This window comes from Thiohalomonas denitrificans (assembly GCF_016841685.1).
Classification (GTDB): Bacteria; Pseudomonadota; Gammaproteobacteria; order Thiohalomonadales; family Thiohalomonadaceae; genus Thiohalomonas; species Thiohalomonas denitrificans_A.
Genome location: NZ_JAENYR010000031.1, coordinates 1 through 17535, shown reverse-complemented (window position 1 = coordinate 17535; position 17535 = coordinate 1). Strand labels below are relative to the sequence as shown.

At 59.5% G+C, this 17535-nt stretch carries 17 protein-coding genes; 15 read left to right on the top strand and 2 right to left on the bottom strand.

From position 1 onward, the window contains the following. Positions 1 to 109: 109 nt before the first annotated feature. Positions 110 to 781: an N-acetylmuramate alpha-1-phosphate uridylyltransferase MurU gene (gene murU, locus Q7L05_RS08585; RefSeq protein WP_303904867.1), complete on the bottom strand. Its 672-nt coding sequence runs from the start codon at positions 779 to 781 to the stop codon at positions 110 to 112. A gap of 220 nt (positions 782 to 1001) precedes the next feature. On the opposite strand from murU, the gene Q7L05_RS08580 reads away from it, so the two are divergent. Continuing rightward, positions 1002 to 1445 (top strand): tetratricopeptide repeat protein, encoded by a 444-nt coding sequence (locus tag Q7L05_RS08580; protein WP_303904864.1) that lies wholly within the window; start codon positions 1002 to 1004, stop codon positions 1443 to 1445. A gap of 78 nt (positions 1446 to 1523) precedes the next feature. On the opposite strand, the gene Q7L05_RS08575 is transcribed toward Q7L05_RS08580, so the two are convergent. Then, positions 1524 to 1853 (bottom strand): DUF4870 family protein, encoded by a 330-nt coding sequence (locus Q7L05_RS08575; RefSeq protein ID WP_303904861.1) that lies wholly within the window; start codon positions 1851 to 1853, stop codon positions 1524 to 1526. A gap of 208 nt (positions 1854 to 2061) precedes the next feature. On the opposite strand from Q7L05_RS08575, the gene Q7L05_RS08570 reads away from it, so the two are divergent. The 14 genes from Q7L05_RS08570 to Q7L05_RS08505 all read left to right on the top strand — a co-directional run bounded on the left by Q7L05_RS08570 (position 2062) and on the right by Q7L05_RS08505 (position 17321). Continuing rightward, positions 2062 to 3294 (top strand): HPP family protein, encoded by a 1233-nt coding sequence (locus Q7L05_RS08570; RefSeq protein WP_303904858.1) that lies wholly within the window; start codon positions 2062 to 2064, stop codon positions 3292 to 3294. Between the two features lie 157 nt (positions 3295 to 3451). Beyond that, the gene (locus tag Q7L05_RS08565) at positions 3452 to 3886 is read left to right on the top strand and encodes a c-type cytochrome (RefSeq protein ID WP_303904856.1); all 435 of its coding nucleotides are present in this window, start codon (positions 3452 to 3454) and stop codon (positions 3884 to 3886) included. Positions 3887 to 3898: 12 nt separating this feature from the next. Next, a complete protein-coding gene (locus Q7L05_RS08560; protein WP_303904852.1) occupies positions 3899 to 5305 on the top strand; it encodes a cbb3-type cytochrome c oxidase subunit I in 1407 nt (468 codons plus the stop codon). Between the two features lie 525 nt (positions 5306 to 5830). Further along, on the top strand, positions 5831 to 7405 hold the full coding sequence (locus Q7L05_RS08555; RefSeq protein WP_317623110.1) for a cytochrome D1 domain-containing protein: 1575 nt from the start codon (positions 5831 to 5833) through the stop codon (positions 7403 to 7405). A 94-nt stretch (positions 7406 to 7499) separates the two neighbouring features. Then, positions 7500 to 9146 (top strand): NapC/NirT family cytochrome c, encoded by a 1647-nt coding sequence (locus Q7L05_RS08550; protein WP_303904846.1) that lies wholly within the window; start codon positions 7500 to 7502, stop codon positions 9144 to 9146. A 104-nt stretch (positions 9147 to 9250) separates the two neighbouring features. After that, on the top strand, positions 9251 to 9571 hold the full coding sequence (locus Q7L05_RS08545; RefSeq protein WP_303904843.1) for a plastocyanin/azurin family copper-binding protein: 321 nt from the start codon (positions 9251 to 9253) through the stop codon (positions 9569 to 9571). A gap of 5 nt (positions 9572 to 9576) precedes the next feature. Further along, entirely contained in the window at positions 9577 to 9936 is a 360-nt protein-coding gene (locus Q7L05_RS08540) for a c-type cytochrome (protein WP_303904840.1), read from the top strand. After that, positions 9926 to 11098, top strand: coding sequence for a cytochrome D1 domain-containing protein (locus Q7L05_RS08535; protein WP_303904837.1), 1173 nt, complete (start codon positions 9926 to 9928; stop codon positions 11096 to 11098). The genes Q7L05_RS08540 and Q7L05_RS08535 overlap by 11 nt, the downstream gene beginning before the upstream one ends. Before the next feature lie 47 nt (positions 11099 to 11145). After that, positions 11146 to 12240 carry a siroheme decarboxylase subunit beta gene (gene ahbB, locus Q7L05_RS08530; protein ID WP_303904834.1) on the top strand — a complete coding sequence of 365 codons (1095 nt, stop codon included), beginning with the start codon at positions 11146 to 11148 and terminating at the stop codon, positions 12238 to 12240. After that, positions 12234 to 12680 carry an Lrp/AsnC family transcriptional regulator gene (locus Q7L05_RS08525; RefSeq protein WP_303904831.1) on the top strand — a complete coding sequence of 149 codons (447 nt, stop codon included), beginning with the start codon at positions 12234 to 12236 and terminating at the stop codon, positions 12678 to 12680. Before ahbB (Q7L05_RS08530) ends, Q7L05_RS08525 begins: the two co-directional genes overlap by 7 nt. A 1-nt stretch (position 12681) precedes the next feature. Beyond that, a complete protein-coding gene (ahbB, locus tag Q7L05_RS08520; protein WP_303904828.1) occupies positions 12682 to 13191 on the top strand; it encodes a siroheme decarboxylase subunit beta in 510 nt (169 codons plus the stop codon). Positions 13192 to 13292: 101 nt separating this feature from the next. Further along, positions 13293 to 14465, top strand: coding sequence for a heme d1 biosynthesis radical SAM protein NirJ (gene nirJ / locus Q7L05_RS08515; protein WP_303904825.1), 1173 nt, complete (start codon positions 13293 to 13295; stop codon positions 14463 to 14465). Between the two features lie 3 nt (positions 14466 to 14468). After that, a complete protein-coding gene (locus Q7L05_RS08510) occupies positions 14469 to 16031 on the top strand; it encodes a cytochrome D1 domain-containing protein (protein WP_303904822.1) in 1563 nt (520 codons plus the stop codon). A 456-nt stretch (positions 16032 to 16487) separates the two neighbouring features. Beyond that, the gene (locus tag Q7L05_RS08505; RefSeq protein WP_303904819.1) at positions 16488 to 17321 is read left to right on the top strand and encodes a hypothetical protein; all 834 of its coding nucleotides are present in this window, start codon (positions 16488 to 16490) and stop codon (positions 17319 to 17321) included. Positions 17322 to 17535 lie beyond the last annotated feature (214 nt).

The following is a 17535-nucleotide window of genomic DNA, read 5'->3' as shown; positions in this document are numbered from 1 at the left end:
GTGGAAAGAGGAACCACCGGGTCTTGAAGCCACGGAGAGCACAGAAGCCAAGAGAATGATTGTGGATAACCTGTGTGCTCTGTAGCTAACCGAATGTGGCGGGCGACCGTCAGGGCGACTCGATCTCAGCAGTCAGGATCCGGTCCAGCTCAGCCAGTCGTTCCGGGGTTCCAATATCCATCCATCGGCCGCGGTAGTGCTCACCGGTGACCCGACCCGCTCCTATGGCACGGCGCAGCAGCGGCCCCAAAGGGAAGGCACCCGGTTCACACCCCTCGAACAGTTCCGGGCGGTAGACCCCGATGCCGGAGAAGGTAAGGCGTGCTCCCTCTGCCATGACCCGACTGCCGTGCAGGGCGAAGTCCCCTTCACAATGATGGCCGGGATTGTCCACCAGCACCAGATGAGCAAGGCCCTCTGGCTCCGGGGGCAGGCGTTCGAAGGGATAATCGGTCCAGACATCGCCGTTGACCACGATAAAAGGTCCGGGAGTCAGCTGAGGCAGCGCCTGGAGGATCCCGCCACCGGTCTCCAGGGCGGTGGCCTCGGGTGAATAGGTGATGGCGATACCGTAATCGGAACCGTCCCCCAGAGCCGCCTCGATATGGCTACCGAGATGGGCGTGATTGATCACCAATTCCTTGATGCCGGCACACGCCAGCGCCTTCAGCTGATACTCGATGAGAGCCATGCCGCCCGCTCGCAGCAGAGGTTTTGGGTTGGTGTCGGTCAGCGGCCGCATGCGTTCGCCGCGGCCCGCCGCCAGAATCATCGCTTTCATACCCATTCCGCGGTGGATTTGATGTTGACCCATCATCCGGCATCCGTCGCGACGATCCAAGTCCCGCTCGCCCATTACCTGACTTTCGTGCTAGGGTATTGGCAGCTACCGTCAGCAATCTTTCGGATCAGACGCTCCGCCCGGGTAACCCAGTGCCGTAGAATCCGTCCCTGAACCGAAAGCTGACCTTGAATATCTGAGTGACTGACAGGAGACCCCCATGAATGCCAGCGAGCGCGAAGACATGAATCTTGATCTGAGCAGCGGCATTGCCGCTTTTGAAGGAAAACACTTTGCCACTGCCATGCAGTTGCTCTCTCCGCTCGCCGATGGGGGCGATCCGGAGGCGCAATACCGGGTAGCCATTATCTTCCAGAATTCACTGCTGGGCTCTCCCAACGAAGCCAGGGCAGCCGAGTACATGCGGGCGGCCGCCGAACAGGGCCACGCCATGGCCCAGCACGGACTCGGTTTCATGTACCTGGAGGGCGAATGTTTGGAGCAGGATGAGGCAGAGGCTGTCAAATGGTTCCGGAAGGCCGCTGAACAGGGGCTCATTGGCTCCCTGACGACGCTCGGCATGCTGTACCAGGAAGGCCGCGGTGTGGAGAAGGATGAGGTCAAGGCACGGGAACTGCTGAAGCAGGCCGGCTTCGATTCCTGACCTTGCAGGGGCGGGCGAGAGCCCGCCCGGCTTCGCAACTTCACCTTCCGTGCAGGCTCCCCGGCGTGCTGTGGTGAATTAAACCGCTTTGCCATCCGAGAGATTCAGCCAGCCCCTGGTGATGCGGTAAATCAGCCAAACGGCCGTTGCGAAAAGGATGAGCAGGCCGATCCCGATTCCGGTGGTGAGGCCCCCCACCAGAGACCAGACAACCGCAAACCAGAAGGTACGGATCTGCCAGCGAAAATGGCTGGCGAGCCAGGCATCCGTTGCCTCGCCGCGTTTCACGTAATCGAGCACCACGCCGACGATGAAAGCCACCGGAAACAGAAAGGAAAGCGCCTGCAGGGCGTAAACCGCGGTGAGTAGTTTTTTCAGCGACTGACCATTTGCAGCGGTAGAGTCCAAGGGGTTACTCCATTCCGGGTAGTTGAGCGATTCTTATTGCCTGCGATCGGGATCGCGGAGCAGCACCTGGTGAGCGGCCCCGGGTACGAACAGCTGAAGAGCTTAACAATCCGATAAAAATTGACTTCAATCAAGGTGGCCAACGCTCCGCGCCGGGACAATCCCGCCTCGCCTCTAACCACAAAGTGTTACCTCTTAAGGGATAGTCATGCCCATGCTCCCCCGCAGGCTGTTGCGTTATCTTGTGCCCGAGCCGGTTCAGGTCAGCGGCAACGAGATCGTCCGCAGCACGTTCGCCGCCTTCATTGGCATGCTGGCCGTCACCGGCATCAGCAGCTTCATGTTGCCGGCGTCGGCCCTGCCGTTCGTCGCGGCCTCCATGGGGGCCTCCGCCGTACTGACTTTCGCCCTGCCGGGCAGCCCACTATCCCAACCCTGGCCGCTGGTGGGTTCCCACCTTATATCGGCATCCATCGGCGTGGCCGCCTGCCTCTGGATTTCCGAGCCGGTGCTGGCGGCGGCCGTGGCGGTCTCCCTTTCCATTCTGGCGATGTTTCTGACCCACACCCTGCACCCACCCGGGGGCGCTGCTGCCCTGCTTCCCGTGGTCCTGGGTGATTCGGTCAGAGAGGCCGGTTTCGCGTTCGTGATCGCCCCGGTAGCCGTGAACGTGTTGGTACTGCTGGCAGCCGGAATGATGATCAATATCCTCGTATTCGGGCGGCGCTATCCGGCCAAGCCCTACGAGCCCGGGAACCTCATTCACGATCGCTACGACCCGCCCTCGCTGGATCGCATCGGCATTACTCACGGGGATCTCCATCAGGCTTTGATGGATCTCGACATCTATCTCGATGTGAGTGAAGAGGATCTCAATCGTATCTATCGGATGGCCGGAGCTCAGGCCTATCGGCGCCGCATGGGCGAGATCACCTGTGAAGACATTATGTCGCGGGATCTGATTACCGCCAGAATCGATACCGAGGTCGAAAAGGCCTGGGCAATGTTGCGTCACCACAAGGTAAAGGCCCTCCCGGTGATTGACGAAGCCCGCCACGTCATTGGTATCCTGACACTGGTAGATGTCTTGAAGCCAGTGGACCTGAAAACCTATCGTGGGTTCGATGAGAGGCTGGTGCACTTCATTCGGCGCACCCTGCCGGTCTCTTCCAAAGGGCCGCGCAGCGTTGGCGACATCATGGCGCGACCGGTACTCACCGTGGACTCGGATATGCATATTACCGAGGTGGTCCCGCTGCTCTCCGACGCCGGCTATCATAATCTGCCCGTGGTCGACCGTGACTACCGGCTGGTGGGCATGATCACTCAGTCGGATCTTATCGCCGCACTCTATACCGGCTCCCTGCATACGCAGGGGCAAACCGACGCTGCCCTCAAAAGGGTATTCACCAACGCCTCGCGCTCACCGGCTCCTATCTGAGGTACTACCGCGCAAGCACTGCTTCCCGGTATCCTGACAGAGCCCGGAGCGTCGTCGGAGCGTGTTGATTCCTGATGTTTTGACTCAGGTCAAGGCGACCAACCTCGGTAATATCGCTTAATAGCTTCACCGTCCATCATCCCGAAGGGGGCCTGTCATGAGTGAAACCTTCACCAAAAGCATGGCCAGGAATATCTATCTGGGGGGAAGTGTTTTCTTCATTCTCCTGTTCCTGGCTCTATCTTTCGATACCGTTCAAACCCTGCCCGAACGTGACAACCGGCACAATATCACGCCGTCAGTCGCACTCGGCAAAAAGGTTTGGGAGGATAACAACTGCCTCGGCTGCCACACGCTGATGGGAGAGGGTGCCTATTTCGCCCCGGAACTGGTCAATGTCTATAACCGCTTCGGCGAGAGCAAGCTGGCCCTCAAGGCCTTCATCGCCGGTCGGCCTGCGGACGGCATTCCCGGGCGCCGCTCCATGCCCCAGTTCAACCTCTCTGAAGAAGAATTGGATGGCCTGGCTGACTTTCTGAAATACGCATCGGAAATCAACGCCGCCGGCTGGCCGCCGAATATCCAGGGCTAAGAGGGGAATCTTATGAAATATCAATCGCAATCCGTAGCAAAACCCTACTTTATCGCCGCCCTCGGTCTTTTCCTGGGGCAAATCGTGTTCGGTCTCATCATGGGCCTGCAGTACGTCGTGGGGGATTTCCTGTTTCCGGAGATCCCGTTCAACGTTGCCCGCATGGTCCATACCAACCTGCTGATCGTCTGGCTGCTGTTCGGCTTTATGGGCGCCTCTTACTTCCTGATACCGGAAGAGGCGGAACGGGAACTGTTCAGTCCCAAACTGGCCATTGCGCTATTCTGGATCTTCCTGGTCGCGGGCGCACTGACCATCGTTGGTTATCTGGCTGTACCCTACGCCAGGCTGGCCGAGATGACAGGCAACGATCTGCTGCCGACCATGGGACGTGAGTTCCTGGAGCAGCCCACGATTACCAAGATCGGCATCGTGGTGGTCGCCCTGGGCTTCCTGTTCAATGTCGGCATGACCGTGCTTACCGGCCGCAAGACGGTGGTCAATATCGTTCTGATGACCGGTCTTACCGGCTTGGCAGTGCTGTTCCTGTTCTCCTTCTATAACCCGGTCAACCTGGTACTGGACAAGATGTTCTGGTGGTGGGTGGTTCACCTGTGGGTAGAAGGCGTCTGGGAGCTGATCATGGCCTCCATCCTGGCGTTCGTGCTGATCAAGACCACCGGCGTCGACCGCGAGGTTATCGAGAAGTGGCTCTACGTCATCATCGCCATGGCCCTGATCACCGGTATCCTGGGCACCGGCCATCACTATTTCTGGATTGGCACGCCGGAGTACTGGCAGTACCTGGGCTCGATCTTCTCCGCCCTTGAACCGATCCCGTTCTTCATGATGACCGTCTTCGCCTTCAACATGGTGAACAAGCGTCGTAAGCAGCATCCCAACAAGGCGGCCGTACTCTGGGCGCTGGGCACTGCAGTAGTGGCATTCCTGGGCGCCGGCGTGTGGGGCTTCCTGCATACGCTCGCTCCGGTCAACTACTACACCCACGGCTCGCAAATCACCGCGGCTCACGGTCATCTGGCCTTCTACGGTGCGTATGTGCTCATCGTGCTGACCATGATCTCCTATGCCATGCCCTACCTGCGCTGGAACCAGTCCGCTGCTCCCTGGCGGGCACAGGTCATGGAGATGTGGTCGTTCTGGCTGATGACGATCTCGATGGTGTCGATCACCCTGTTCCTCACGGCAGCCGGTATTCTGCAGGTGTGGATGCAGCGTGCAGCAGAGGAGCCCCAGGCGTTTATGGTGGTGCAGGAAAAGATCGCCCTGTTCTACTGGATGCGTGAGTACGCTGGATTGGTGTTCCTCACCGGTCTGCTGCTCTACCTGGCCAGTTTCCTGGTGAAAAACGAAGCACCTTCGACCATCACCAATGAGGAAGCGACTGCTGCCGCATAGGTGTAGGTGATTGAGGGGGGCTTCGGCCCCCCTTTTTCCATTAACCTGAACTTCGCTTCGCGGTCGTGGCCAATCAGGTCAATCCCGTTGCAGAACCCCCGGATCGGGAACCTGGCCACGGCCGTTTTTCTCATTTTGAGTAACTGCTTCTCTCCTTTCCCCCTCGTCAAATCCTCCAGACGGATCTCTCAATTCCTCGGCGCCTACATCCAACGGCTATCATTCGGCCGGTCGTTTGTAATAATCAGCAATTTTGATCCGAAGTTATAAACAGACTCAATGCCGCCTAACCGACCTTTCGTACCACTTGGAAAAAAAACCCAACCACATCATGCTGTATTCGTTCCTGTTTTAACCGTTGTCGGAAAAAATTTGTGACCCTTGATGCAGATCAATGCCGGAGATCAAGAACGGGATTAAAACTGTCCTACAGAAAAGAGGGTATTTCCATCCGTTATCACTAGCACGACCAAAAGGGGAATAACCATGCAAGTCCGTTTCACACTATCTGCAATCAGCCTCGCAATGGGTATGGCTGTAGCCGGCTCTGCCGTCGCTAAGCCCACGCTTTCCGAGGCTGATTTCGAAAAAGCCAAACAGGTCTACTTTGAGCAATGCGCCGGTTGTCACGGCGTTCTTCGCAAGGGGGCCACGGGCAAGGGCCTCGAACCCGCGGATACCCGCGAAAAGGGTCAGAAACGCCTGGAAAAGATCATCACCTGGGGTACCGAAGGTGGCATGAACAACTTTGACAATATCCTTTCCAAGGATGAGATCAAACTGCTTGCCACCTACATCCAGATGGACGTGCCCGAGCCGCCGGAGATGTCGCTGGCGCAGATGAAAAAACACTGGAAGGTCCACGTCAAACCGGAGGATTATCCCACCAAGCCGCTGCACGGCCGCAACTGGGAGAACTTCTTCGTGGTGATTGAGCGTGACGTCGGCAAAGTGGCTGTTATCGACGGTGACACCAAGGAGGTCCTGACCCATATTCCGACCGGCTATGCCGTTCACGTCATCAAGGCGCTGGAACACTCTACCGTCGAGAAGGCGGAGTATCCGGGCCGCTTCTGGTACACCCAGGGTCGCGACGGCAAGATGACCAAGATCGATCTCTGGCAGAAGCCCGAGAACATGCTGGTTGCCGAAAACAAAATCGCCTATGACGCACGCGACGTGGCGGTCTCCGGCGACGGAAAGTATGTGATCGGCGGCGGCTACTGGCCCCCGCACTTCGTGATCTCCGATGCCAAGACGATGGAGCCCCTGAAGGTCGTTTCCACCCGGGGCATCAATGTTGACGGTGACTATGTCGAGGAGTCCCGCGTCGCTGCTATCTATACCACGCCCAATGCGCCGACCTGGCTGGTTGCCGCCAAGGAGCTGGGTCAGATTTGGCAGGTCGACTACACCGATATCGACAATCTCCGTATCGAGCAGATCAATACCTCCAAGTTCCTGCATGACGGCTTCTTCGATCCGACCGGACGCTACTTCCAGATCGCGGCGAACGCCTCCAACCAGATGGTGGTGGTCGACAGCAAGGAACGGAAACTGGAAGCCATCATAGACGTGGACAAGCTGCCCCATCCGGGTCCGGGCGCCAACTGGATTGATTCCAAGTGCGGTCCGGTAGGCGGCACCACCCACCTGGGTGTCGGCAAGGTCACCGTCTGGGGCAACGACCCGGCCGGGCATCCGGACCAGGCCTGGAAGACCTGCTACACGGTCAATACCGATGGTCCCGGCGTGTTTATCCGTACCCATCCCAAGAGCAAGTACGTCTGGGCGGATCAGACCAAACACCCGGAGCCGGAGGTTCAGCAGTCGGTCAAGGTTATCGACAAGAAGACCCGCAAAGTCGTGAAGACGCTGCGGCCGACCACGAAAGAGGGTCAGGCTACCGTCCATATGGAGTTCAACGCCGATGGCAGCGAAGTATGGGTCTCGGTCTGGAACCTGTCGGATAGTAAAAAGGCCAATGGCGAAATCGTGATCTACGATGCAAACACGCTCGAAGAGAAGGATCGCATCAAGGGCCTCTACGCGCCGACGGGCAAGTTCAATGTCCATAACCGCACCGAACACGTGACCTGATCGCAAACCTCTAGTCACTCGGACAGGCGGGCTGAGGGAGCAGCCCGCCGCTTTTTTGGAAAATCTACTGCTCGGCTGAAAGGAGAAAGGCGTGATGGCCCATTTTGAGAATCGGCGGCGGCTGCTGTCGCGTAAAGTTATCTTCGGCGCGAGTATCGGAAGCGCCGTATTTTTTATGATGATTGGTGTGTTCTTCTGGGGCGGCTTCAATACCGCCATGGAAGCGACCAATACACTCGAATTCTGTATCTCCTGTCATGAGATGGAGGACACCGTCTACCAGGAGTACAAAGAGACCATTCACTACAATAATCGAAGCGGTGTCCGCGCCGTTTGCTCCGACTGCCATGTCCCCGACCCATGGGTTCACAAAATGGTTCGCAAGATTCAGGCCTCGAAGGAGCTGTGGGGAAAGCTGACCGGCAGCATCAATACGCCGGAAAAATTCGAGGCCAAACGCCTCCAGCTTGCGATGAACGAGTGGAAGCGGATGAAAAATAGCGACTCCCGGGAGTGCCGCAATTGCCACGACTGGTCCACCATGAACCCCGCAAGCCAGAAGAAACGCTCACGCAATCAGCACATCTTCGCTATGGAACAGGGGCAGACCTGCATCGACTGTCATAAGGGTATCGCCCACAAGTCGGTCCGCGATCAACTGGATGAAGAACAGCTGGTTCGGCTGGAAGAGCCCAACTCCTCTCACAGCCGCCCCCTGCCGGCCGAATGGGTCACCTTCCTGGCAGAAGAGGAAAGCCAGGGCCAGCAGGGTGCCAGTGTAGCTGCAGCTGCACCCGCACCGGCTGCAGCAGCGCCGGTATCGTCCGGTAACTCCGAGGGAATGCCTGACTGGGCGGCCGTTCCGACTCGCAAGATCACGCTTTTCTATCCCGGACAGACGTCCATGGAGTGGGCTCTGAATGGCAGCCGCCACGGTGGTGCCCGGGTCTACGACAAAGCCGGTGACCGTTGCCTCGATTGCCATGAAGGTGAAGAGGCCGACATGGGTGCGAAGATGGTAAGCGGCGAGAAGGCGGAAGAGACCCCCATTCCCGGCAAGCGCCCGGGCATACCCGTCGATGTCCAGGCTGCACACGATGGCGAACATCTCTACATGCGTTTCATCTTTCCCGAGACCGACCACTCACCGGTGCCCTTTGTCGATGGCGGCAAGATGGACCCGGAGAACCCGATCAAGCTCGCTATGATGCTGTCCAACGACGATGTCGAGCAAGCCGACCAGGCCGGTTGCTGGGGGACCTGTCACCACGATGCCCGCTCCATGCCGGACACCCCCGACGGTGAACAGGTGACCAAGTACATCGCCGAAACGCGGACGGATATCTCGATTCGCAGTGAGCCGCGTGGTGGCTGGGATAAGCGCAAGAGCGATGACGAAGTTGAGGCACTGCTTGCCGATGGGAACTTCATGGATCTGCTCCGTTTCAATGTCGGCACCGGCGTCTCCGAGGATGGCTACATCCTGTCCGACCGGGTGATGGATGGTGGGCAAGGCGTGGAATTCAATGCTGAACAGGTGGATGGTTTCTGGATAGTCACCATGAAGCGCAAGCTTGATTCCGACCACCCTGGCGACTTGTCTCTGGCCTCCGACCAGCTCTATAACATCGGTTTCGCCATCCACGACGACTACAGCGATTCCCGTTTCCACCATGTTTCGCTAGGTTTCAAGATCGGGTTTGACAATCCCCAGGCCGAGATCAACGCAGTCGGGCTGTAGCCGGCTATCGGCGCCCAGGGACGGGCGCCTCTCATTGACTTGATACATGTCATGGGAAAAAGGCGGAACAAGAGCGACAGTAAACACCCAACCAGAGGGAAGATATGGTGCGTGCATTCCGATACTGGATACTCCTCTCTCTGCTCATCGCCGGGTCGTCACTAGCGGAAACGGTTCGTGTCGAAATCAAGGGTTATCAATTTATCCCCGAGGAGATCACGGTGAAACAAGGTGACACCGTGGAGTGGGTCAATCGTGAGAAGCGCCAGTATCACAGCGTCTGGTTCGAAGAACTGGGCGAACCGGAGTCGGATTACTTTTTTCCGGGAGAGAGTACATCCCGCCAGTTTAACCAGGCAGGCAAATTTCCCTACCGGTGCGGGCCCCACCCGGAGATGACCGGAGTGGTCAACGTTGAGGAGTGAAGTATATGAGACTTGCTATAGCTCCCGAACCTGGACGAAGCCGTTGGTATGCCGTCGCCGTCGCACTTCTGTTCCTGATGACCGCTTCCGCAGCGGCCACTGAACCGGAGGGCGACCGCAAGGACGAGTTGCTCCATCTGCTGCAGCACGACTGCGGCTCCTGCCACGGAATGACGCTAAAGGGTGGGCTGGGTCCCTCCCTTCTCCCGGAACAGCTGGAGGACAAATCGGCGATGATGCTGCGTGCTACGATTCTCATCGGCCGGGCCGGGACACCGATGCCGCCATGGCAGGACTTCCTTTCCGAAGAGGAAGCCGACTGGCTGGTTGGCAGACTGCAAGAGGGGATCTCCGATGCGAATTGACCAACTGCTGCTCGCAACGGCCCTGACGGTCATGCTGGCGGGCTGTGCGGCGCCACGGGCCACCGGCGATCTCGGTGTGGTCGTGGAGCGCGCTTCGGGCAGTCTGACGCTCGTGGAAACCACCAACCAGACCCTGTTGAAACGCATCAAGGGTCTCGGGGATCTCTCTCACGCCTCGGTGGTCTACTCGCGGGATGAACGTTTCGCCTATGTGTTCGGTCGCGACGGCGGGCTGACCAAGGTCGATATGCTTAGTGGCCGCATTACCGCGCGGACCATTCAGTCCGGCAACAGTATCGGAGGCGCCATATCCCAGGACGGAAGCCTGGTTGCCGTCTCCAACTACGAGCCGGGGGGCGTGAAGGTATTCGACGCCCGTACGCTTGAACTGGTCGCTGATATCCCCGCGACCTACGGGGAAGAGGGCCAGCTCTCCAAGGTAGTCGGGCTGGTCGATGCGCCCGGACAGCGTTTCGTTTTCAGCCTGTTCGACGCCGGAGAGATCTGGGTGGCGGATCTGAGTCAGCCGGACCAGCCGCAGATCACCCGCTTCAAGGATATCGGCCGGGAACCCTACGATGCACTGATTACCCCCGATGGGCGCCATTACATCGCCGGGCTGTTTGGAGAGGATGGCCTCGCAATGCTCGACCTGTGGCATCCCGAACAGGGCGTGCGCCGCATTCTCGACCATTACGGCCGCGGGGAACAGAAGCTCCCGGTCTACAAAATGCCGCACTTGGAGGGCTGGGCGATCGCCGGCGATTACGCCTTCGTACCGGCAGTGGGTCGTCATGAAGTGCTGATCATTGACGTTGACACTTGGCAGGAAGTCGACCGCATCAAGGTCCACGGGCAGCCGGTGTTTGTCATGGGACGGCCCGACGGGCGCGAGGTCTGGGTCAATTACGCATTCCCGGACAACGATACCGTTCAGATCATCGATACCGTATCGATGCAGATTGCCGATACCTTGAAGCCGGGCAAAGGCGTCCTGCACATGGAGTTCACTCCCCGGGGTGAACATCTATGGATGTCGGTGCGGGATGAAGATGTTGTCCGGGTCTACGACACCAGGACACGGCGGGAAATCGCCAATCTACCGGCGGACAAGCCCAGCGGTATCTTCTTCACCGCACGGGCGCACCGCATCGGTCTTTGAGAAAACGCAGACACCAGGGGAAAGCCATGCTACTTCCAGAAACGAACGTGAGCGAAATCGAGAAAGCTTCCCTGAACCCGCTTGAGCGCCACCTCCTCAACGATTTCCAGCGTAACCTGCCTCTGGAACCCCGTCCTTTCCAGCGCATTGCCGAGCAGCTAGGTGCCAGCGAGGTCGGCGTCCTGGAAAGCCTTTCCCGTCTGAGCCGCGACGGTCGCATCAGCCGTGTAGGTCCGGTGTTTCGACCCCATTCCGTCGGAACCAGCACACTCGCTGCAATGGCGGTACCCGGTGAGCGGCTCGACGCAGTCGCCCACTTCATTAATCAGTACCCGGAAGTCAACCACAACTACGAGCGCGAACATCGAATCAATCTCTGGTTCGTGGTTACCGCACCGGATGAGCCCCATCTCCAGGAGATTCTGAACGACATGGAGATGAGAACGGGGCTTCCCGTCATCTCGCTTCCGATGCTGGAGGCCTACCACATCGACCTGGGTTTTCGCCTGCAGTGGGAAACGGGCAACAGCGAAACAGAGACGACTCTGCCAACCGTTTCGCAGGCACCTTTTCATCCCGGCCCCGGCCCCGGCAAACCGGCCGGAGCCATCGAGTCCGAGTCCGATCGGCGACTGGTCGCCGCCATACAGCAGGGGCTGCCGCTCGTTGCACGGCCCTTTGTGGAGATAGCAGAGCAGGTGGGGTTGGACGAACAGCAAGTCATAAGACGGCTGCGGGAGTGGTTGACCAACGGCGTGATCAGTCGCCTGGGCGTGATTGTCCGACATCGGAGGCTGGGTTATCGGGCCAATGCCATGGTGGTATGGGACGTGCCGGACGACAGGGTGTCGCAACTGGGCTGCTGCATGGGACAGTACGACTTCGTTACGCTCTGCTATCAACGTCCGCGCCGGTTGCCCGAGTGGCGTTACAATCTTTTCTGCATGATCCACGGAAGGGATCGGAACACGGTCATCGAGAAGGTCGAATGGCTGGTCCAGCAGTGCCACCTGCAGGAAATACCGCATCGCCTGCTTTTCAGCCGGCGCAGTTTCAAGCAGAGGGGGGCGCACTATCAGCGTTCGGATGCTGCCGACCACGGCACCGCCGCCTCCAGGCAGCGGGAGCTGGCATCATGCTGAACGAGCTGGATCGTCGCATCATCAACGAACTGCAGCGTGGTTTCCCGGTTTCGGAGACCCCCTATGCCGACGTTGCCGGTCGGCTGGGAACGACCGAAGCCGGATTGCTGGCACGACTGCAGCGGATGTTGGATGACGGTACCCTGACCCGCTTCGGCCCGCTCTATCATGCCGAGAAGATGGGAGGGGGACTGACGCTGGCGGCCATGGCGATTCCCGCAGCCGATTTCGAGTCGGTGGCGGAGAGCGTCAACGGCTTTCCGGAGGTCGCCCACAATTACGCTCGTGACCATCGCCTCAACATGTGGTTTGTGCTGGCCACGGAATCTCCCGAGCGCGTCGGGGAAGTGATTGCGGAGATAGAGCAGCGGACGGGATATCCGGTGTATAACATGCCCAAGCAGGAAGAGTTTTTTGTCGGCCTTCACTTCGGGGTGTGAGATGAATACAGCTGAAGCCATCACCGCCGAATACACTCTCGACGATACCGATCGCGCCATTATACTGGCCACCCAGTCCGGATTGCCGCTGACACCCCGCCCCTACCACCAGCTGGCAGATCAGCTGAATCTCCGGGTCGAGGAAGTACTGACGCGCTTCCGGCGCATGGCCGAGGCCGGGGTGATTCGCCGCATCGGTGCGGTTCCCAACCACTACAAACTCGGCTACCGTGGTAACGGCATGAGTGTCTGGAACATCCCCGATGCCCGCATCCGCCACTGGGGACAGAAAATCGGTGCGCTCGACGAGGTCAGCCACTGTTACCACCGGCCCCGTCACCTGCCCGAGTGGCCTTACAACCTGTTTGCCATGGTCCACGGTCACGATCGCGCTGCCGTCCAGGAGAAGGTGAACCGGATTGCCGCACTGCTGGGGGATGATGACCTCGGCCATGAAGTGCTGTTCAGTACACGGATACTCAAGAAAACGGGCCTGCGGATTACCGGCTGATTTCCATCGGCATACGGGGTACCGCATGCGAAGGTCACCCGGGTTCCCTGTGGTACTCAATCAATCGGGTACCCGCCTTCGCCAACCGACAGGACACAGACATGTTTCGAGTTTCCCAATTCATGAAGGCACTTACGGCCCCCGTGCCCACACTTCCGCACAGCCGTGGATCGATGCCCGGCCCGGTGGTGATCTGGAACCTGATTCGCCGCTGTAATCTCACCTGCAAACACTGCTACTCGATCTCGACCGACACCAACTTCAAGGGTGAACTCTCCACGGAAGAAGTGCTGACGGTGATGGAGGATCTCTACGCCTTCGGTGTTCGCGTGCTGATCCTCTCCGGTGGTGAACCGCTGCTTCGGCCGGACATCTTCACCCTCTCCGAACGGGCCAAGGCCATGGGTTTTTATGTCGGGCTCTCGACCAACGGTACCCTCATCGACGAGAGCAACATCGACGCCATTGCCGCCGTTGGCTATGACTACGTCGGTATCAGCATCGACGGTCTGCGGGAGACCCACGACGAATTTCGTCGCCTGAAGGGGGCCTTCGATGCCTCCATGCATGGCATTCGCCTGTGCCGGCAGCACGACATCAAGGTCGGTCTGCGCTTCACTCTCACCCGGGACAATGCCGCGGATCTGCCCGGCCTGCTGCAAATCATGAACGATGAGGACGTCAGCAAGTTCTATCTGTCACACCTCAATTATGCGGGCCGCGGCAACAAGAACCGGCGCAACGATACGGTGCACCGGATGACGCGCGACGCCATGGACCTGTTGTTTGCCACCGCCTGGGAGGATGCCCGGCAGGGGGGAGATCGCGAGTTCGTCACCGGCAATAATGACGCCGACGGCGTCTACCTGCTGGATTGGGTCAGGCAGCGCTATCCGGATTATGTGCCCGTGATCCAGACCATGCTCGAACGCTGGGGGGGGAATGCCACCGGCGTCAACGTGGCCAACATCGACAACCTCGGCAAGATCCATCCGGACACCATGTGGTGGCACTACGAACTGGGAAACGTCCGCGAGCGCCCCTTTTCCGAAGTCTGGGAGGATGTCTCGGACCCGCTGATGGCCGGTCTCAAACAGCACCCCAGGCCGGTCACCGGCCGCTGTGGCGCCTGCAAATGGCTGAACATCTGCAACGGCAATACCCGGGTGCGTGCCCACCAGACCAGTGGCGACTGGTGGTCGGAGGACCCGGGCTGCTATCTCACCGACGAAGAGATCGGCCTCAACCCGCAAGCGGTGGCTGCCGGAGGATAACCCTTGAAACGCCTGTTGCTCACGGCCGCAGCCGTACTGCTGGCCTCCGCCGTTCGGGCGGAGACGCTCCCCGGCGAAAACCCCGGAACGGAAGAACTCTTTCAGCAGCATTGTGCCGCCTGTCACGGTACCGATCGCCTGGGCGGGACCGGCCCGGCCCTGCTGCCGGAAAATCTCAAGCGGTTGCGGCCGAAAGCCGCCGCCCGGGTGATTGCCGAGGGACGCGCCGCTACGCAGATGCCGGGCTTCGCGGACAAGCTGTCCGAGGCCGAGACGGCCTCCCTTGCCGAGTATGTCTATACGCCGCTGCCGGAAGTACCGCGCTGGCGCATGGCGGAGATCCGGGACAGCCATATCGTCCACAATCCGCTCCACACGCTGAGTGATACGCCGGTTTTTTCGGCCGACATGCTCAACCTGTTCGTCGTGGTCGAGGTCGGAGACCACCACGCCACCATTCTCGATGGCGACAGTTTCAAGCCCATTCACCGCTTCCCGACCCGCTTCGCACTGCACGGCGGTCCCAAATACAGCCGTGACGGGCGTTTCGTCTACTTTGCTTCCCGGGATGGCTGGATCACCAAATACGATATCTACAATCTCAAGCCAGTGGCCGAAATCCGCGTAGGCATCAACACCCGCAATATCGCTGTATCGGCGGATGACCGCTATATCATGGCGGCCAACTACCTCCCCCATACCCTGGTGGTCCTCGATGCGCGCAACCTCGAGCCCGTCAGGGTGATCGACGCGGTCGGCAGCGACGGAACCTCTTCGCGAGTCAGCGCCGTCTACACCGCCCGGCCGCGAAACAGCTTCGTCGCCGCCCTCAAGGACATCCCCGAGGTCTGGGAGATCAGTTATCTGGACGAACCGCCCAACGACTACGCCGGGTGGACCCACGACTACCGCAAGGAGTCGGGCGACCTGGAGCCTGCCGACCGGTTCCCGAAACGCCGCATCACCGTGCATGATTACCTGGATGACTTCTTCTTCGACCAGGACTACGAATTCGTGATCGGCACCTCCCGCAAGGGGACCGGCCAGGTCGTCAACCTGGATACCAGTCGGGTCGTCAGCGAGCTGGAAATCCCCGGTATGCCGCATCTCTCTTCCGGCATCACCTGGAACTACCGCGGCCGCACGGTGATGGCGACGCCCAACCTCAAGGAAGCGGAGGTCAGCGTTATCGACATGGAGAGCTGGGAAAGCGTCGCGCGGATACCGACCCTGGGATCAGGCTTTTTCATGCGCAGCCACGAGAACACTCCCTACGCCTGGGTCGACGTGTTTTTCGGCGAGCATCGCGATGCCATGCACGTCATCGACAAGCAGAGCCTGAAGATCGTCAAGACCCTTCGCCCGGCACCCGGAAAAACCGCGGCACATGTCGAATTCACCCGTGACGGCCGTTACGCCCTGGTCAGCATCTGGGACATGGATGGGGCGATTGTGGTGTACGATGCAAAGACCCTGGAGGAGGTCAAACGGATCCCGATGGTGAAACCCTCTGGAAAATACAACGTCTGGAACAAGACCCGGCTCTCGGAAGGTACCAGCCATTAGGAGCAGTGATGAGTGGCGAGTTGCTAGTGGCGAGTGGCTAGGCCAGGGCAACCGCTCGTCGGCACCAAAAATATGAGTATGCGTTTACCCTGGTGGCCAGGAGCCTGTCCGAGAACATCGTTTTTTGGTAACTGCTCGCCCGGGTGATCGCGCACGGCCCAGGAAATCCGTCATCCCCGCGTAGGCGGGGATCCATTTTGAGCCATGCTTCTGTTCTCTGGATTCCCGCCTACCCCCCGCCTGCGCGGGGGTGACAGGGAATGACGGAGGGGGTGAGTAGTTCGTTTTTTGTAGGTTGGGGTGAGTTATGCGAACCCCAACGCTGATTTTGTTGGGCTTCGTTCCTCAGCGCCAACCTACATTTTGACTTGCTATTCTCGGACAGGCTTCAGGCGGTCACCGATTCCGACGGGTTGGTAGTGATGAATCACAGGCGACAAGTGGCGGGTATGAACAGTGAGTAGTAACAGGTGGCGGGCACTGGCGGTTTCTTTTCTTATCGTGGCGATGGTTTCGGCAGCCGGTGCGAAGGAGGTGGTTGTCCGTTTGCCGCCGGAATCGCTGGCGAACTGGTACAAGCCTGATAACGAACGCCAGGTCTGGCTGCATACCATGTTTGGTCTGCGCGAAGCGGTACAGGCGGTGGAGCACTATACCGCGTCCGGGGACCAGGAAAGGGCGATCCGCTGGAGTGAGCGCCTTCGCGATCTGTACACCAAGATTCCGCAGATGGTTCCCGAATGGCGGGTCGAGGTCGAACCGGAAACCATGGAACGGCTGGTGATCGCCGTTCGCACTGGTGATAAACCGGAAACCGGGGCCGCCCTGCGTCGTCTCGACACCACCTGTGACGGCTGCCACTCGGACTACCAAGCCACGGCGGCCGCGCTCTACCGCTCTCCCGCTTACAGTGAGGTACTGGTCACCGACGGCCAGAATGGCAGCGCCACCTACCCCGAGGCGATGCGCGAGATCAGCCGTTCACTGAATCACGTCAAGATTGCGCTCAAGGATGGTTTCCCCCGGCAGGCCCAGTCGGCAGTGGCTACTCTGCGCAGCGAGCTGGATCGGTTATCCGGGAGTTGTGCGTCGTGCCATCGCGATTCAGCACCAAGGGAACGCATCTTCGGCGGCATGCCCGACCTGTTGAACAATCTGCATACCGAGCTGGAGGGGGCGGATCGCAGCGCCCAGGGCCGCCTTCTCGGGGAACTCGGAGTGACGGTGTGCGCCCGTTGCCACTCGCTACACCGCACCCTGGGTGACTTGCGCGATGAGATCGAGCGCTGATCAGGACGCTGTCCGCAGCCCCCGTTTTCATTGCGAGCCGTACCCCCTGCTGCGCAGGCCCGAATCAGTGACGAACCTTTAGCCGTCATTGCGAGCCGTACCCGCCGCTGCGCGGCCCCGAATCGGTGACGAACGTTCAGCCGTCATTGCGAGCCGTACCCCCCTGCTGCGCAGGCCCGAATCGGTGACGAACCTTTAGCCGTCATTGCGAGGA

What these genes read in the sequence shown, in the direction of transcription:
- murU (WP_303904867.1), bottom strand. Translation starts at nt 781, where the DNA reads ATGAAAGCGATGATTCTGGCGGCGGGCCGCGGCGAACGCATGCGGCCG.
- Q7L05_RS08580 (WP_303904864.1), top strand. Translation starts at nt 1,002, where the DNA reads ATGAATGCCAGCGAGCGCGAAGACATGAATCTTGATCTGAGCAGCGGC.
- Q7L05_RS08570 (WP_303904858.1), top strand. Translation starts at nt 2,062, where the DNA reads ATGCCCATGCTCCCCCGCAGGCTGTTGCGTTATCTTGTGCCCGAGCCG.
- Q7L05_RS08565 (WP_303904856.1), top strand. Translation starts at nt 3,452, where the DNA reads ATGAGTGAAACCTTCACCAAAAGCATGGCCAGGAATATCTATCTGGGG.
- Q7L05_RS08560 (WP_303904852.1), top strand. Translation starts at nt 3,899, where the DNA reads ATGAAATATCAATCGCAATCCGTAGCAAAACCCTACTTTATCGCCGCC.
- Q7L05_RS08555 (WP_317623110.1), top strand. Translation starts at nt 5,831, where the DNA reads ATGGGTATGGCTGTAGCCGGCTCTGCCGTCGCTAAGCCCACGCTTTCC.
- Q7L05_RS08550 (WP_303904846.1), top strand. Translation starts at nt 7,500, where the DNA reads ATGGCCCATTTTGAGAATCGGCGGCGGCTGCTGTCGCGTAAAGTTATC.
- Q7L05_RS08545 (WP_303904843.1), top strand. Translation starts at nt 9,251, where the DNA reads ATGGTGCGTGCATTCCGATACTGGATACTCCTCTCTCTGCTCATCGCC.
- Q7L05_RS08540 (WP_303904840.1), top strand. Translation starts at nt 9,577, where the DNA reads ATGAGACTTGCTATAGCTCCCGAACCTGGACGAAGCCGTTGGTATGCC.
- Q7L05_RS08535 (WP_303904837.1), top strand. Translation starts at nt 9,926, where the DNA reads ATGCGAATTGACCAACTGCTGCTCGCAACGGCCCTGACGGTCATGCTG.
- Q7L05_RS08525 (WP_303904831.1), top strand. Translation starts at nt 12,234, where the DNA reads ATGCTGAACGAGCTGGATCGTCGCATCATCAACGAACTGCAGCGTGGT.
- ahbB (WP_303904828.1), top strand. Translation starts at nt 12,682, where the DNA reads ATGAATACAGCTGAAGCCATCACCGCCGAATACACTCTCGACGATACC.
- nirJ (WP_303904825.1), top strand. Translation starts at nt 13,293, where the DNA reads ATGTTTCGAGTTTCCCAATTCATGAAGGCACTTACGGCCCCCGTGCCC.